Raw genomic sequence first — 16812 nt, 5'->3', positions numbered from 1 at the left:
GTCAAAACCGGATAACTACGGCTGCCGAGTCGAGGATCAAGATATCGACCCATTCCGGCTTGAAGTCGGCGCGGCGTTTGCGCCGATCGAATGGCGGCAAGGCTAACGCCCGTTCCCAAGCAGCTCTTTCGCTTCTACGACTTCGGGAAGATTTCGCTCCGCATCGAACTCGGCGAGCAAGGGAGCAAGCACTTCAGAGACCGCTCCCGCTCGGTCCCTTGTCTTGTGCAGGCGAGCAAGTCCAAGGGCGCTGCGCAACTCGAACGTCTTCGCCTGCTGGCGTCGTGCGATTTGCAGCGCTTGCTCGAAGGCATCTTCGGCACCGGATTCGTCTGGAGGATCCTGACGCAACAAAAGCTCGCCATAGACGCGGTGCAGCTCGGCATCGAGCCAATGCTGGCCGGATTGCGCCACCCATGCGATCGATTCGCTCAGGATTTCCAGCCCGGTTTCGACTTGGCCCGACTCTGCGTCCGCCATGGCGACATGCATCCCCCAAAACGGTTCACAGAGGTAGCAGTCATTTTCGTGTAGCAAGGTCCAGCCGCGGCGCATTTCCGTAAGTCCAGTGGCTCGGTCGCCGTCGCGCCACTTGGCCAGGCCGTTCAGGTAGGTGCCCGCGGCCACATACAGCGGCATCGTGTGGTCGCGCGCGAGACCGAGCGCCAGGATCGTCTCTGTTTGCTGCAACATGCCGCCGCATACTCCGTCGAAGACGGCTCGATGCACAAGCGCATTGGCCTGGGAAAGCGCCCGTTTTTCTCCGGAAGCACTCACCGCTTCGGCGGCGAGGCGGCGTGCCCGGGCGATCCTGCCAAGCGGCCAAAGCACCAAGGCGAGAAACCTCATGATCACGAACGGAAGATCCAGCGCCGAGGCCCTGAACGTCGCTGGATCCGGCTCGGCGCCATAGATGTCCAGTGCCTGCTCGAGATGCACCCTCGCGTTCAAATAGTCGCCCCCGAACCAACAGGTCACCCCGCCGGTCCAATGTGCAACGACGGCGGCCACCGGTGAGTCCGGTCGTCGGTCGGCCGCGCTCTTGATGGCATCCGCCAGCTCCCGCATCGGAGCGAGCTCGCCGTGTGTCAGGCAGGCATTGAAGAGGCCCGAATGGATCGGCGCAAGTTCAACGGGATCATTGATGTCGACTGCGAACTGGCGCGCTCGCGTCCATGCCGCGACCGTTTCCGGAGCACTGTGGCCGAGGCTGCCCCGTAATGCGCGGCCATAGGCGATTTGAAGATGCAGCCTGCTCATCATCCGGCGAGGCTCGTCGGGCAACTCATCGGCAATGGCAATCGCCTTGCCGAGATGCGCAATCGCCTCGGAATAGGCCGAGCGTTTCAGCGCCTGCTGGCCCGCCTTGCGCCACCACTCGAGGGCGACCTCGTTCAGCCCAGCTTCGGTGAAGTGGTGCGCCAGAACTTCCGGCTCAGTCTCGGCCACGGCTGGAAACTTCTCGCGCAGGACATCACCGATGCGCGTGTGAAGCACCTGCCGTTTGCTCTTGAGCAGGCTCTCGTAGGCCGCCTCCTGAACGAGAGCGTGCTTGAAACTATAGCTTGCTTCGGGCGGAGCCCCGCGACACACCAGCAGTTCGGCCTCTTCGAGTTGCCCCAGCGCAGCGCTCAGCGTCAAATCATCGCGTCCCGCCACATATCTCAGCAGCGCGTACGAGAAATCGCGGCCGATGGCGGCGCCTATCTGCGCCACCTCCTTGACCGGAGCAAGCCGGTCGAGCCGCGCCATCAGCGAATCCTGCAGCGTCGCGGGAATAGCCAGCGGCGGGAGCGGACTTTCGAGGCGATAGCGCCCGGCACCTTCGACGAGCCATCCGGACTCCAGCACCATCTTGGTCAATTCCTCGACGAAGAGCGGGACGCCATCCGTCCTGTCGATGATCTGCTTCAGCATCTCGCGTGGCAGCTGGCGACCAACGGTCACCTGCTCGACCAGCGCGCGCGTGTCCTGCCGGTCGAGCCGGTCGAGCCGCAACAGACTGACGTTGGCAAGGCCCGACCAGGAGGGCTCGAATTCCGGCCGCGATGTCATGAGCACGAGTATCGGCAGCCCCCTGATCCGGTCGACCCCGAGATCGAACAGTTCGAGTGTCGTGGCATCGGCCCAGTGCATATCCTCGCAGACAATCAGCAGGGGCTGCTCTCGCGCCAATCCCTCGAGCTGATCGAGAAGGGTGGCAAAGGTCTGCCGCCGCAGCTGCGCCGGGCTCAGACCGAGCGGCGGATAACGGTCGCCGGTTGGGATCGAAAGCAGTGCCGCAATGAGCGCTGTCGCCCGGGCAACCTGCTGCGTTCCAAGCGCCAGCATCGCCTCGAGCTTGTCGAGCTTTTGCCCGGGCGTGTCGTGCGAGCAAATGCCGGCAGCGCGCTCGAGTTGCGCGACAAAGGGATGAAGCGCACTGTTGGTGTGGTACGGCGAGCACTGATATCGCACCCGGCGGTGCACCCCCAACACGGGGCTTTCGGACAGCATTGCGACCATGCGCGACTTGCCGATGCCGGCTTCGCCGGAAATCAGCACCATCTGCCCGTGCCCCTGCCATGCCAACCGCTGGCGCGAGAGCGTGAGCTCGATCTCCTCCTTGCGGCCGACAAAGCCGATCGAGCGCGCCGCGTGGACCGCCTCGAAGCGACTTTCCGATGCGGGCGCTCCCTCGACCGCCCAGACCGCGATGGGTTCGGATATCCCCTTGACCTCGCGGCGGCCGAGGTTGCGAAACGTGAAGAGATCACCGAGCAGCCGGCGCGTCGACGAGGCAACGACGACCGCTCCCGGCTCCGCCAGGCTCTGGAGCCGGGCAGCGAGGTTTGGTGTATCGCCGACGGTTGCGCGCTCCTCTGACGCATCTCCGCTGATGAGGTCGCCGACCACCACAAGACCGGTCGCAATTGCGATCCGCAGTTCAACCCGTTCGTCGGCGCCCATCTTGAGCTGGCGAACCGCGGAGATGGTGTCCAGGCCGGCCCGCACTGCGCGCTCCGCATCATCTTCGTGGGCGCGCGGATAGCCGAAATAGACGAGTATTCCGTCACCGACGAACCTGGCTATCCTGCCGTCATAAGCAGCAACGACGCTCGCGCAGGCGGCGCGATAGGCCCGGATCACTTCCCACATATCCTCGGGATCGAGACGCGCCGAGAGCGCAGTCGAGCCGACCAGATCGCAAAACATGACAGTGAGGTGGCGACGCTCGGCGTCGTGAGGAGGCGCCGGCGATGCGATCAACGCGGCTGGATCAAGGTCGGCAATCGCACGCAGCATTTTGCGGCGATGCCCGAGCAGGACTCCGAGCTTGTCGAAGTCCTCGACCATCAGCTCGGGAAGGACGCCCATGTCGATCCCATTTTGGACAAAACGCTCTGCGTATTGCCCAAGCCCCAGCTTCTCGAGCCACTCCGCAATCTGCATTGGCTTCACCGATCGTGTGGTTGGCGGTGAGCAGAATTTTGGACCACGGCGCGCAGGGACAATATCCCAACCTCACCATGATGGCACGTCTTGTTTGTTGCGCGATAACTTAGGTTGCTTGGTACCGATACCGCTTCCACGCTGGGACATTGTTTGATGCGAGCGGCTGCGCTACCAAAAATCGTCTGCACGCCGCATTGGACGACAGAAGTTGCGATGAGTCGTCAGTCACTCGCTTTCAGGCCTTCTAATCCCGGTACCGGGCCTGTGCCCACGTCACGACGCCAAGCAGACGTTTTTCCGTGAGCACAATTATCTTTAGTCCTTGTTGTCGGGCACTTCGCAGTTACGCGCCATCGCTCCCGCCGCAACTTGAAGCGAAGAGCCAACCACCCAGCAGCCAGCGACGAAGGCTACCAGGCCGTTGGGGAGGTTTTGATCAAGGACAAGGATGCTGACGGACAGGGCTGCTGCAATCGCTGCGCCGAACGTTCCGGCCGCACTCATGATCTCAACCATCTCGGAGCCATCGTATTCTTCGGAGGTACTCGAAATCGACCTCCGAGCGATCGACCGGGACAAATCAATTCCGACATAATAGCTGAGAGCGCCGTAGAGCACCGTCAGCAGCACGATCCAGCCGCTTTCAAAAAGTCCGCCCTTCTGACGCAATAGGGCCGCACCCACATAGAGGCCGCAGGAGGCCCCGACGGCTGCAAGCCCAATTCTTTCAAGAAGATGGGCCGACCTGATCAGACTGGAACGGGCGATCCGAAGATTGCCGGCGTACCTTGTCAGGGAAAATGCGCTGGGTGCTGCGTTGCTCGTCTTCATTGGGTACTCCTTACTAAGTAGCAGCCTACCGGCCGACCCCGAATAGGAGCTGCGTGGACGCGTTTCGCGATGTCCTTGCTTCCAATTTCTGAAAGATCTTTGCTGAGTGATGGGGTTGGCTTGCTCGTGACCAAGACGAGAGCCAATCCAAAGCTGCGAGCACGCGGCTTCGCAGGCATTGTCTCTCACCCGTGTCTGTCAGTTGGCGCCGGGTGCGACAATTTCTTGCGGGAGTGATAGCTGGAAAAGAGAGTGATGGAATATGAGGCAATTCACATACCGCAGTTCCCTGTCGCTCCATCCAGTCACAATTTCAGGAGGACAGATCCTCATCCTCGCCTCAAGCGACGTCGAAGGAGACGACGGGAATCCATCGTCCCTCGAGCATGAGAGGTAAGAGGAGCCCGGGGCTGCTGGTGTTCCCATTCACCTCAGTAACCGCGGCTGCGATCGACACGTCCCGGCAACTCCTCGCCGCGGCGGTGACGGTCGATGACATCGAGCACGAAATCGACAGCCGTGTCCGGCGTCGTCATGCTGGCATTGTGCGGCGTCAGCAGGATGCGGGGATGGCGCCAGAACGGATGTCCCTCAGGCAGCGGCTCGGGCTCGGTGACATCGAGCACCGCGCCGGACAGCGCGCCGCTGTCGAGCGCCGCAAGAAAATCGGCCTCAATGAGATGCGGGCCACGTCCGACATTGACGAGGGACGCACCGCGCGGCAGGCGTGCGAACAAATCCGCGTTGAGGATGCCGCGCGTCTCGTCGGTCAGCGGCAGCAGGCAGACGAGGATGTCGCTCTGTGCGAGGAAATCCGGCAAGGTGTCAGCACCCGCGTAACAGGTCACGCCCTCGATCTTCCGCGCCGAGCGATTCCACCCCGACAGCGGAAAGCCGAACGCCTTGAGCCGTTCGAGCACGGCCTGGCCGAGCTGGCCAAGTCCCATCACGCCGACACGCCGCCGTTTCGCCGGCGTGATCCGGATCTCGCGCCAGACCTGCTGCTTCTGCTGATTGATGAAATGCAGGAGGTCGCGATGCAGATCGAGCACAGCCATCGTGACGTACTCCACCATGGTCTCGGCGATGCCGGGCTCCAGCATGCGGATCAGTGGAATGTGCGCCGGGACTTTGGTGGCATCGAACTGATCGACGCCCGCGCCGACCGAGAAGACCAGCTCGAGATTGGGGAACGTCGTCGCGATGTCGTCGGGCGGCACCCACGCCACGAGATATCGGATATCAGCGGGATCGCCGATGTCAGGCCAGAGCCGGAATGGGACGTCGGGTGCGCGCTCCGCGAAGAAGCGCGCCCACTCGGCGCCGCGAACCATGTTGGCCTTGTAGAGAACCGTCATGCGAGCCCTCAAAACGGGCTGACCGGCGCGAGCCGGCGGCCGTCGATCATGCGCTTGTGGCTGTAGGCCACGGGATCGACCAGCGGCGTGGTGCCGGTCACGATGTCGGCGGCGAGCTTGCCGGCGGCGGGGCCGATGCCAAAGCCGTGGCCGGAGAATCCGGTGGCGAGGAAGAAGCCCGGCAGCGCGTCGACCGGCGAGATCACCGGGATCGTATCGGGCGTGCAGTCGATGGTGCCGCCCCAGGCTTCCGCGATCTCGACATCCTCGAGTTCAGGGTTGGCCTTGATCAATGAGGCGAGCGCAGCATTCACCAGCGACATGTCGGGCTCGGGATCGCGCACGCGCTCGGTCTCGAATGGCGACGGCTTGTCAAAGCTCCAGCTGGTGCCGCGCACGATCTGGTCGAAGAAGGACTTGCCGAGCGACAGCTTCAGTCCGTTCTTGCGATGCAGATAGGTCGGCCAGAAGGTGCGCGCATAGCGGAACAAATCGGGCGACAGCTCCACCGTGCCGCGGTTGCGCAACGCCAGCGTAAAGCCGCCGTCAAGGCGGCGGCGGACGCAGTAGAGATCGGTACCCAGCGCGCCCGAGGTGATCTCCGGTCCCGGCGTGGTCCGGCAGGCCGTCGCGTTGACGAGACCGATCGGCAGCTCGATGCCGTGACGGCGGCAGAACAGCGACGACCACGCGCCGCCCGACAGCAGCACGGATTGCGTGCGAATGGTGCCCTTCTCGGTGACGACGGCGCTGACCCGCCCGCCCGTCGTCTCCAGCCCGCGCGCGGCGCAGCCCTGATGGATGGTGACGCCGTGTTTTCGCGCGGCGGTGGCGAGCGCGGGCACCGCCATCGACGGCTCGGCGCGACCGTCGCTCGGCGTGTACAGGCCGCCGACCCAGGTGTCGATATTGCCCGGCATGCGCTCGGCGACCTCCGCCGGCGTCAGGACGGTGGAGTGGACCTGCATCTCGCGCGCGACCGCGGCCCAGCGCTCCCAGCTCGCAAGCTCGTCCTTGCTCTTGGTCAGGAACAGCACGCCGGTGCGGCGGAAGCCGGCATCGACGCCGGCGTCGTTCTGCATGTCCTCCCAGAGCCTCAACGCTTCACGGGCGAGCGGAATCTCCTCGCGCGCGCGGCCTTGCTGGCGGCACCAGCCCCAATTACGGCTCGACTGCTCGCCGCCGACATGGCCCTTCTCGACGAGAGCGACCGAGAGGCCCTTCTTCGCCAGATGATAGGCCGCGGAGACGCCGATGACGCCGCCGCCGATGACGACGACATCGACCTGCTGCGGCAGGCGTTCGTCGCTGTTGATACGGGTGAGTGGCGGGGACATGGGGCACTCCTGGAGTTCAGTTCGACCGAACATGACTAGATACAGCTGTCAATCGCATTGCTTGTATGCGCGCCTCCTTGCCATGCGATTCGCCCGCAGGTTGAGGCCGGAGAAAGGCTGGCGGCCGACACCACCGCAAATTGCCCCTCGACGCCGCCGCGCGGAGTCTGTAGCTCACATCAAAGCGGCACCCGGGACCGGGCGGCCCGATGCGGTAGTCTTCTTTGGTGGGAGACCATGAAACTCAGGGGGCTTCTGACACTCGCGATGGCCGCACAGGTCGTGGTGACCGCGGCGGCCCTCCTCGCCTCCTATGCCATGGCCGGAGCCGGCTTCGGCATTCCCCAGCTTGTTGCCCTAATGGCAAGCGCTGCCGTTGCGGCGCTGATGGTGCGCCTCTGCGCCCGCGCGATCGAGAGATCGGAGGACAAGCGCGCCGCCACGCAATCGACCGAGCTGGCGCGGGCGCGCAGCGACAGCGCACAGATGACACAAGCCGTCATCAAGACCGCGCTCGATGCCTTCATTCAGATCGACGACAGCGGCGCCGTGCTGGAGTGGAGCTTTCAGGCTGAGGCCCTGACCGGATGGACGCGCCAGGAGGCGCTCGGCGCCGACGTCGTCGATCTCATCGTCGCCGAGCCGCTGCGCGCCGCCTTCAGGCAGCGCATGGCGCGGCTGGTGCCGGAATTGTCGGACACCCCGTCCGGCTTGCGCTTCGAGCTCGCCCTGATCCACCGGAACGGTGACCGGATCCTGGCCGAGGCCTCCAGCACGGTCATGCGGCTCGCAGGGCGCACCCTCATCAACACCTTCGTCCGGGACATCACCCAGAAGCGCGCCGCCGAGGAGCAACTGGTGCAGTCCCAGAAGATGGAGGCGGTCGGGCAGCTCACCGGCGGCATCGCGCACGAATTCAACAACATGCTCACGGTGATCACAGGCACGATCGAGATCCTCGCCCATGCCGTCAGGGACAACCCGCCGCTTGCAACCATCACCAAGCTGATCAGCGAGGCCGCCGATCGCGGCGCCGTGCTGACGTCGAGCCTGTTGTCCTTTGCCCGCAAGCAGGCGCTGCAGCCGGCCGAGATCGACGTCAACGAGCTGCTGGAAGAGCTCGCAAAGCTGCTGCTGGCGACCTTCGACAAGAAGGTCGAGATCGTCACCCGGCTCGACCGCAACGTCTGGCTCGCCTACGCCGACCGCGGCCAGCTGAGCTCGGCACTGCTCAACCTCACGATCAACGCGCGCGATGCCATGCTGGACGGCGGCAGGCTGACGCTGACGACGCGCAACGTCGTGTTCGGCGTGCGCGAGGCGGTCGCGGTCGGCGCCGGCTATGCGGGTGACTATGTCGAGATCGAGATCGCCGACACCGGCACCGGCATTCCGCAGGCCATCCTGGAGCGGATCTTCGATCCGTTCTTCTCCACCAAGGAGGTCGGCAAGGGCACCGGACTCGGGCTCAGCATGGTGTTCGGCTTCGTCAAGCAGTCCGGCGGCGGCATCAAGGTCGCCTCCGAAGAAGGCCGCGGCACGATCTTCACGCTCTATTTGCCGAAGGCGGAGGCGAGCGCGCTGCGCCCGACCGGCTATGACGACCGCAAGATCATCGGGGGCAAGGAAACCGTCCTCTGCGTCGAAGACGACCGCGACGTCCGCCAATACGTCACGGTCCAGCTCGAAGGACTCGGCTACAAGGTCATCCCAGCCGCCAATGCGACCGAGGCGCTTGCGATTGCGGCCGAAGGCAAGCCGTTCGACCTGCTCTTCACCGACATCGTGATGGCCGGCGGCATGAACGGACGCGAGCTCGCCGAGCAGATGGTGGCGGCGCGCCCTTCCCTGCGGGTTCTGTTCACGTCGGGCTACGCCTACGATTCGCTGCACGCACAGGGACGCGCGACGATGGGCGCGCCGCTGCTGAGAAAGCCCTATCGCAAGGCCGAGCTCGCACGCATGCTGCGCCGCTGCCTCGACACCGCCGTCGATTCCGCCGGCGACGCGATCCCGACGCCCTATTCGGTGCAGGCCGATGTCGAGGCGTTCCTGCGCAAACAGGCGGCGGAAGACAACGGCAGAACGCGGCCACGGAAATAGCTCTCTCGCGCTAGCTCATCCTTCGCCGCAGCGTCGCCGACGGCGTCTCGCCGAATTTTTCGCGATAGGCGCCGGCCATGCGGCTGAGATGGGTGAAGCCGAGATCGAAGGCGATGTCGGTGATGGAGGCATCGGGCGCGGCCTGCGCCAGGCGGGCGTGCAGACCGGCGAGGCGCATGTCGAGCAGCATCCGCGAGATCGACAGGCCGAAGTGACGGCGGAAGCCGAGCTGGAGCGCGCGGATGCCGATGCCGGAGGCGCAGGCGAGCTGCACAAGGTCGAGCGGCTCGCCGGCATTGTCCGCCAGGTGGTCGCGCGCAGCGCGGAGCGCGCGCGGCAGACGCTCGGCCTGGCCGGAGAAGTTCTGAATCGCATCCGACAGGCCATGGCGCTGGCCATTGAGCAGGTGATCGAGCAGCAGCTCCCGCCAATCGGCCATCGCGACCGGTGACAGCCGGCGGGAGGGACCGAGACGCTCGGCGAGCATCATCAGCTCGGCCAGGCTGGTCCGCAGCGCCCGCCCGGTCGGCGCGTCCAAATCGATCACGGGATCGAACTCGACCGTCCCGGAGACCCTGCCCGACAGCGCCGCGGCGCGCTGCTCGACCATGCGGCGGTCAAACAGCAGGATCGCCTGCGCGCAGTCGCGCCACATCATTCGGGTCGGAATCGTCGGCGACAGCAGCGACGCGGTCCGCTCCGGCGCGGCGTCGAGCTCGGTCGTGCCGGCGCGAATGTAGGCCGTGCCCGTGAGCGGGACCTGCACCAGGAAGAAGCGCTCGAGGCAGCCGGGGTCGATGCCGACCGATCCGCCATAGGCGACGTAATTGATGGAAAAGCCGTCGAAATCAGCGCAATTGTGCCGGGCGGAGAAGCCGGAGGCGCGCAGCCGTGCCGGCTTGAGATCGTGCGGGCAGAAGATGCGCCCAATCTGTTCGGCCGCTTCGTCGACATCGTCAGTGGTGACGCGGGCGAAGTCCGCGAGCCGTTCGGCCGCGGGCGCCCTTGCGCTCATTTCCAGCACGGCTGCGGACATGGTCGACCACGCTTCGCGTCAGGGAATTGCTTTAAGCCTATAATAGTTCCCCGGACGCGAAAAGGGCAGCGCCGGCGAAATCGTCATGCTGCATGGCAACAGGCGTTCGCGGATTCGTTTAGCGGATAGACAGGCACCCACCGCTGGCTGAAGCTCCATTCCCACCGGAATCCAACAGGAGCGCGCCATGACTGCACTCGAAAAGGGCATTACCGCTAGCGGCACAGGCTACGGCGGCAAGAGCTGGAACATTCTTGGCCAGGTCTACTTCCCCAAGGCCGTCACCGACTCCACCTTCGCGTTCGAGACCAACAGCGATCCCGGCCAGTTCGTGCCGGTGCACATCCATCCGACCCAGGACGAATTCATCCTGGTGCAGGAGGGCACGCTCGACCTCAAGCTCGACGGCAAATGGGTCAAGGCCCATGCCGGCGACCTCGTGCGCATGCCCCGCGGCATTCCGCACGGCTATTTCAACAAGTCCGACAAGCCGTGCCGCGCGCTGTTCTGGGTCTCGCCGATGCAGAAGCTGGAGGCGCTGTTCAACCAGCTGCACAATCTGACGGACCCTGCCGAAGTCGTGCGCGTCTCGGCGCTGCATGAGGTCGACTTCCTGCCGCCCGAGGCCAACGACTAGGCGCGCCCCCTCGTCCACTTTCATCTGCTTGCAGGTCCGCCGGCCGCGCCTTGCGGCCGAACGAGGCCGCTTGCGCGCGGAAAACACATCGTTTGCGAGCAAATCCATGGTCAGCCCCAAGCATATCTGCGTGATCGGCGCCGGCGTCTCCGGCCTTGCTGCCGCCAAGGCGTTCTCCAGCCGTGGCCACCGCGTCACCATCGTCGAGCGCAGCGCCGATCTCGGCGGCGTCTGGGAGCCGGCGCGCTCCTATCCCGACGTGCAGACGCAGAGCCCGAAAGAACTCTACCGCTACACCGACCGCGCCATGCCGGAGGCCTATCCGGAATGGCCAACCGGGCCGCAGGTCCACGCCTATCTCGCCGACTACGCCAGGAGTTTTGGTCTCGACCGCATGCTGCGCCTTGGCACCGAGGTCGCCGGCATGGCGCGCCGCGCCGACGGCAAGCCCGGCTGGACGCTCGCGCTGAAGGACAAGCACGGCACGAGCACGAGCGAGGATTTCGATTTTGTCGCGGTCTGCACCGGCCAATTCAACGAGCCGCGCGAGCTGCATTGCCCTGGCGAGGATGAATTCCTCGCCCAGGGCGGCCAGATCCTGCATTCGTCGAAATACGGCGATCCCACGCTGGCGAAAGGACGCCGAATCGTCGTGCTCGGCGGCTCGAAATCGGCGACCGACATCGCGGTGAACGCGGTGAAATCGGGCGCGCGCGAGGTCACCATCGTGATGCGCGAGCCGGTCTGGCGCATCCCCTATTTCATCGGCGGGCTCGTGAACTTCAAGCGCATCCTCTACATCCGCGCGCAGGAGGAGATGTTTCCGGGCTGGGGCATCGGAGCGATGACGCGGCTCGCGCATCGCATCGCCGCGCCGCTGGTCTGGGCGAACTGGCGCGGCCTGGAGAGCCTGCTCAAGGCGCAGCTCAAGCTCGGCCGCTGCAAGATGGTGCCGAAGGAGCGGATCGAGGACGGCGTCAACTGCTCGGTGCCGATCGCAACGCCTGGCTTCTACCCGATGGTCGCCGACGGCCGCATCAAGGCGGTGTTCGGCACCTTCGACCATTACGACGGCGACAGCATCGTGATGAACGGCGGCGAGCGCGTGAGCGCCGACGTCGCGGTGCTCGCGATCGGCTACAAGCTCGGCGTGCCGTTCCTGCCCGCGGCTTACAAGCAGAAGCTGGTCGATGCCGACGGCCAGTACCGGCTCTACCGCCTGATCGCCAACCCTGATCTGCCCGAGCTCGGCTTCGTCGGCTTCAACTCGTCTTTCTGCACCGTGCTCTGCGCCGACCTCGCCGCCAACTGGCTGGTACGCTATGCCGACGGCCAGCTCGCCAACCAGCCGACGGCAGCGCAAATGCACGACAACATCGAGATGATGCTGCACTTCAAGCGCGTCGAGCGGCCGGCCGCCGGCGTCTATGGCGGCCTCTGCGTCGCGCCCTATCACTACCGCCATTTCGACGAGCTGATGGCCGACATCGGCGCCAAGAACCAGAAGCGCGGCGGGCTCAAAGGGCGCTTCCAGCCGCCGGATGCGGATGCCTATGCGAAATTCCTGGCGACGGCGCCGGACTACCGGGCGGCATAAGAATTCCGGCTGAGCGGGATTTGCATCTCGCCAGCCCTCGCCTCTGATGCTTACGATCTCCCTGGCCACCGAATCGACAGGAACCGGCCATGGGATCGAGACGTCTTGCCGCCCTTGCGGCTGTTGCCTTCTTCGTCGCGGCGCCCGCCGTCGGACAACAGCGCGCGCTCACGCCTCGCCAATCCGAGGCGGTCGCCACCTATGACAAGGCGCTCGCCGAGTTCAAATCGATCCTCGCCGAGCGGCGGCGCCAGATCGAGACGAAGCAGCCGCTGCCGAACCTGCCGGGACAGGCGCTCTACCTCGCCCGCGTCGCCGTCATCAGTTCTTACAAGGATCTCACCGACGCCATGCCGTCGCGGATCGGCAGGCCCAACAAGTTCGAGATTCCTCCGGCCTATTTCGACGCCGAGATCGAGCCGCTGATCGACGAATATTCGAAACTGTTCGACGTCATGGAGGCGCCGCCGGCCAATGCGCAGAACTCGCCGACGCCGTTCAAGGACGTCGTCGATCTCGCGACGGTGATCGCGCGCGCCAAGGGGCTTGCGCCTCACCACGCAGCCGCTGCGGGGCGCATCAGCCTCGGGCTGTTCTTTGCCGAGACCAACGGCAAGCAGAACGTCCGCAACGGACGCTCGAACACCTATATGGGCAGCTTCCAGACCGGCCCGTCCGAGGACCGCAACGGCCGCAGGAAGTGGGGCACCATCAAGGGCGAGATCGCCGCGATCGATCCCGCCTTAAGCGCGCGCGACGACAAGGAAGAGGCGCGGGCCCGCGGCACCGATCTCCGCTTCAATCACTGGACCAACGTGCGCGACGGCCTGATGAACGCACATGCGGATGTGTTCCGCGAGATCCCTGGAATCGTGAAGACGCTGCCCGACCCGATCGACCAGATGAAGCTGTTCGAGCTGATCCAGATCGTTCCCACGCCGACGAGATCGGCGCTCAAGTCCGGCGACCTCCTGAACTACAGGGTGTCGAGCCCGACGATCATGAAGCATCTGCGCAACAACAGCATCTTTGCCTTCGGACAGGCCGACCGGGCGCGCACCTCGGCAAGCTTCCGCGAGATCCTCGCCGCGATGTGGCTGTTCAACCGCAAGTTCGAGAAGGCGATGGCGAAATATGCGGAGATCAAGCCGCGCTGACGGAGTTGCAGCGACAACCAGTAATTGTATTATTGCGGGATCTCCTTTGCAGCACGGACCGTCACATGCGCATTCTCATTCTCGGCGGCAGCCAGTTTCTCGGGCGGGCGATCGCAGCCCATGCATGTGCTGCCGGTCATGAGGTGACCTGCGCCGCCCGCGGTCTCGCGGGTCCGATTGCGGCAGGCGCGCGTCTCGTCCGGATCGACCGTGATGTGGCCGACGGGCTTGCGCCGCTCGCAGGCGAGTCGTTCGATGCCGTGGTCGACGTCTCGCGTCGTCCCGGCCAGGTTCGCCGCGCGGTCGCGGCGCTGAAGCGACCAAATGTGCATTGGACCTTCGTCTCGACCATCAGCGTGTATGCGGACAATCGGATACCCGGACAACGTGCCGACACGGCGCCGCTGCGCGAGCCTGCGGCCGAGGATGTGGAGCACAGCACCGATGCCATTTACGGCGCGGCCAAGGTCGCCTGCGAACAGGCGGTCGGCGGCGATGCCTTCATCTGCCGCGCCGGCCTGATCGCAGGCCCTGAGGACCCGACCGGACGCTTCGCCTATTGGCCGACACGGCTTGCACGCGGCGGCGAGGTGCTGGCGCCGGGATCGCCTGACGATGCCGTCCAGTTCATCGATGTCCGCGACCTCGCGCAATGGATCGTGCATGCGGCGGAGATTCGTCTCACCGGCATCTATGACGGGATTGGACCAATCCGCAGGCGCGGCGAGCTTCTGATCGAATGCGCGGCGGCGCTGAATACGTCCTGCACGTTCACCTGGATCGATCGCGCCTTCCTCGAGGCACACGACGTGCGGCGCTGGGCCGGTCCGCGGTCATTGCCGATGTGGCTGCCCCTGCCCGACTTCGCGGGCTTCCTGACGCGCGACACCTCGCCGGCGCGCGAGGCCGGACTGACCTCGCGACCAGCGGGAGACACCGCGCGCGACACGCTGCATTGGCTTCACGTCAGCGGCGGCCCGGTCGTCGGGCTTTCCGCCGATGAAGAGCGGGACGTGCTGGCGGCCTGGCATGCCGAAAGGACACCGGCAACCGGAACCTAGCCCAATCGCGCAAGCCGGCTGACAGTCTACTCCGTCCGGATCGGCGAATCCTTCAGGCCGTTGTCATCATAGGCCTTGCGCAGAGTGCCGTTCGTCGTGGCCTCGGTCATGAATTTGGTGACGAAGGCCAGTGCCTGGCCGTGGCCGAGCGGCACGGCGACGGCGGTCACTGTCTTCTTGAACGTCTCGTCCAGCACCTTTGTCCCCGGAATCTTCTGCGCCATCTTGTTGAGCTGGTCGCGCGACAATGCGAAGGCGTCGATCTCGCCGCTCCTGAGCAAGCCGAAGATCTCGTCATAGGTCTGATAGCCGGTGACCGTTGCATGCTTCAGATGCGCGATCGCGCCGCGCATGGTGGTGGTGGCGTTGACGGCCGCGACCTTGATTCCGGGTTGGTCGAGCGTCGCAAAATTGGTGACGGCGGAGCCGGGCTTGACGATGTAGGTGGCGTCGGCGACCTCGTAGATCGGGCCGAACAGCATCTTGGTCTCGCGCTCGGGATCCCTGGGGAGCCAGGTGACGTCCCACGTGCCTTTGCCAGCCGCGTCGGTGATCTGTCCGGAGTTCTGGTGGACGACATATTCGACGGGGACGCCGAGCTTGGCGGCCATCGCCTTGCCGAGATCGACGGGAACGCCGGCATAGCCGGCTTCGATCTTGGTCGACCAGAATGCGCCGCCTGCGGGGCTGATTGCGATCGCGACGCGCAGCTTGCCGGTCGGCGCGATCTCGTCCTTCAGACCGTCTGCTAGCGCCGGCATGGCGACCATCGCTGCGAGAACGAGGCTGGCAAGGCCCGACTGGAGGGACGTGGGCATGTCATGTTCTCCTCACCTTTTCTTCTTGGCTTCTTCCCGGCTGGCTCGCGCACCGTCACACGGTCTTTGGCACAATTCTGGTCGATCGTGCCCTCGGTGAAAAGCGGTTTGTCGTGACAAATCTGTCAAAGGCCACACCGCCCTGTGCAGCGCAAGGCCGGCGACTGCCATGGCTATGGTGTTCCACGGCCGGACATTTGTTGGTAGCCTGCCGCACCGACAGACGATACTCGGGGGCTACCGAATGACCTCATCGAATCCCGCATCTGCTGCACGGCGCAATGAAGCGTGGAGACAGGCCGGGCGGACACTGGCCGCCGCTGCGGCCGTGGTCGCACTGGCGGGTTGCGAGGACAAGAACACGTTCGTCGCACCGCCGCCGCCCAAGGTGGACGTGGCAACGCCGGTGCAGCGTCCGGTGACGCGCTACATCGAGGCCACCGGCAACACCGCGCCGATCAAGAGCGTCGATCTCGTGGCGCGGGTGCAGGGTTTCCTGCAGTCGATCGACTATCAGGACGGCACCTTCGTCAAGCAGGGCACCCAGCTGTTCACGATCGAGCCCGAGACCTACAAGCTCAAGGTCGAGCAGGCGAAGGCGGCCGAGGTCGGTGCGCAAGCCACGGTCAAGCAGGCCGAAGCCGATTTCAAGCGGCAGGTCGAGCTCGTGCAGCGCCAGGCGGTCTCGCAGTCCACCCTGGACACCTCGACATCGACCCGCGACAACGCCCAGGCCAACCTCCAGCAGGCCCAGGTCAATACGAGGCTGGCCGAGGTCAATTACGGCTACACCAGGGTGACAGCGCCGTTCGACGGCATCGTCAGCGCCCACCTGGTCTCGATCGGCGAGCTCGTCGGCGTCTCCTCGCCGACCCAGCTCGCGACCATCGTCGCGATGGATCCGATCTGGGTGAACTTCACGGTCAACGAGCAGGACGTGCTGCGCATCCGCGCCGAAGCGGCCCGCCGCGGACTGACCCCCGCCGACATGAAGCAATTCCCGATTCAGGTGGGACTGCAGACCGAGACCGGCTATCCGCATGAGGGCAAGCTCGACTACGTCTCGCCGACCCTCAATACATCAACCGGCACGCTCGCCGTGCGCGGCGTCGTGCCCAACGACAAGCGGGTGCTGCTGCCCGGTTATTTCGTCCGGGTGCGCGTGCCCTTCGACCAGGAGAAGAGCGCCCTGCTCGTCCCCGACACCGCGCTCGGCAGCGACCAGGGCGGCCGCTATCTGCTGGTGGTCAACGGCGACAACGTCGTCGAGCAGCGCAAGGTGCAGATCGGCCCGGTCGACAACGGGCTGCGCGTCATCGAAAGCGGCTTGAAGCCGGACGACCGCGTCGTCATCGCGGGGCTGCTGCGGGTGATCCCGGGCCAGAAGATCGATCCGCAAACAACGAAGATCGAGCAGCCGCAGGCGTCTGCCAAGTAGGGAG

At 65.1% G+C, this 16812-nt stretch carries 12 protein-coding genes; 6 read left to right on the top strand and 6 right to left on the bottom strand.

The window, feature by feature from the left end:
- Window positions 1-102 precede the first annotated feature (102 nt).
- From GDN70_RS10260 to GDN70_RS10245, 4 genes are all read right to left on the bottom strand, one after another.
- Window positions 103-3432, bottom strand: a complete 3330-nt coding sequence (locus tag GDN70_RS10260; protein WP_038950880.1) for an adenylate/guanylate cyclase domain-containing protein — start codon at window positions 3430-3432, stop codon at window positions 103-105.
- Window positions 3433-3750: 318 nt separating this feature from the next.
- Window positions 3751-4266 (bottom strand): hypothetical protein, encoded by a 516-nt coding sequence (locus GDN70_RS10255; protein ID WP_028145627.1) that lies wholly within the window; start codon window positions 4264-4266, stop codon window positions 3751-3753.
- Window positions 4267-4697: 431 nt separating this feature from the next.
- Window positions 4698-5624, bottom strand: a complete 927-nt coding sequence (locus GDN70_RS10250; protein ID WP_095426015.1) for a glyoxylate/hydroxypyruvate reductase A — start codon at window positions 5622-5624, stop codon at window positions 4698-4700.
- Between the two features lie 8 nt (window positions 5625-5632).
- Window positions 5633-6961: an FAD-binding oxidoreductase gene (locus GDN70_RS10245; RefSeq protein ID WP_152102473.1), complete on the bottom strand. Its 1329-nt coding sequence runs from the start codon at window positions 6959-6961 to the stop codon at window positions 5633-5635.
- A gap of 237 nt (window positions 6962-7198) precedes the next feature.
- Between GDN70_RS10245 and GDN70_RS10240 the strand changes: the two genes are divergently transcribed.
- Window positions 7199-9064, top strand: coding sequence for an ATP-binding protein (locus tag GDN70_RS10240; RefSeq protein ID WP_152102472.1), 1866 nt, complete (start codon window positions 7199-7201; stop codon window positions 9062-9064).
- A 10-nt stretch (window positions 9065-9074) separates the two neighbouring features.
- Here the strand turns inward: GDN70_RS10240 and GDN70_RS10235 are convergent, their stop codons facing one another.
- Entirely contained in the window at window positions 9075-10100 is a 1026-nt protein-coding gene (locus tag GDN70_RS10235; RefSeq protein ID WP_028145631.1) for an AraC family transcriptional regulator, read from the bottom strand.
- Between the two features lie 187 nt (window positions 10101-10287).
- Between GDN70_RS10235 and GDN70_RS10230 the strand changes: the two genes are divergently transcribed.
- From GDN70_RS10230 to GDN70_RS10215, 4 genes are all read left to right on the top strand, one after another.
- Window positions 10288-10737: a cupin domain-containing protein gene (locus tag GDN70_RS10230; protein WP_152102471.1), complete on the top strand. Its 450-nt coding sequence runs from the start codon at window positions 10288-10290 to the stop codon at window positions 10735-10737.
- Between the two features lie 106 nt (window positions 10738-10843).
- Window positions 10844-12334, top strand: coding sequence for an NAD(P)/FAD-dependent oxidoreductase (locus tag GDN70_RS10225; protein WP_152102470.1), 1491 nt, complete (start codon window positions 10844-10846; stop codon window positions 12332-12334).
- A gap of 89 nt (window positions 12335-12423) precedes the next feature.
- Window positions 12424-13491: a hypothetical protein gene (locus GDN70_RS10220; RefSeq protein WP_152102469.1), complete on the top strand. Its 1068-nt coding sequence runs from the start codon at window positions 12424-12426 to the stop codon at window positions 13489-13491.
- Window positions 13492-13556: 65 nt separating this feature from the next.
- The gene (locus tag GDN70_RS10215) at window positions 13557-14552 is read left to right on the top strand and encodes an NAD-dependent epimerase/dehydratase family protein (RefSeq protein WP_095426011.1); all 996 of its coding nucleotides are present in this window, start codon (window positions 13557-13559) and stop codon (window positions 14550-14552) included.
- Between the two features lie 26 nt (window positions 14553-14578).
- On the opposite strand, the gene GDN70_RS10210 is transcribed toward GDN70_RS10215, so the two are convergent.
- A complete protein-coding gene (locus GDN70_RS10210) occupies window positions 14579-15370 on the bottom strand; it encodes an ABC transporter substrate-binding protein (protein ID WP_152102468.1) in 792 nt (263 codons plus the stop codon).
- Window positions 15371-15614: 244 nt separating this feature from the next.
- Here GDN70_RS10210 and GDN70_RS10205 point away from each other — a divergent pair, with 244 nt between their 5' ends.
- A complete protein-coding gene (locus GDN70_RS10205; RefSeq protein ID WP_028145637.1) occupies window positions 15615-16808 on the top strand; it encodes an efflux RND transporter periplasmic adaptor subunit in 1194 nt (397 codons plus the stop codon).
- Window positions 16809-16812: the final 4 nt, after the last annotated feature.

It is taken from the genome of Bradyrhizobium sp. TM102 (assembly GCF_009176685.1).
GTDB lineage: Bacteria > Pseudomonadota > Alphaproteobacteria > Rhizobiales > Xanthobacteraceae > Bradyrhizobium > Bradyrhizobium ottawaense.
Note: the sequence above shows the minus strand (reverse complement) of the source record. Positions and strands in the feature narration are given on the sequence as shown.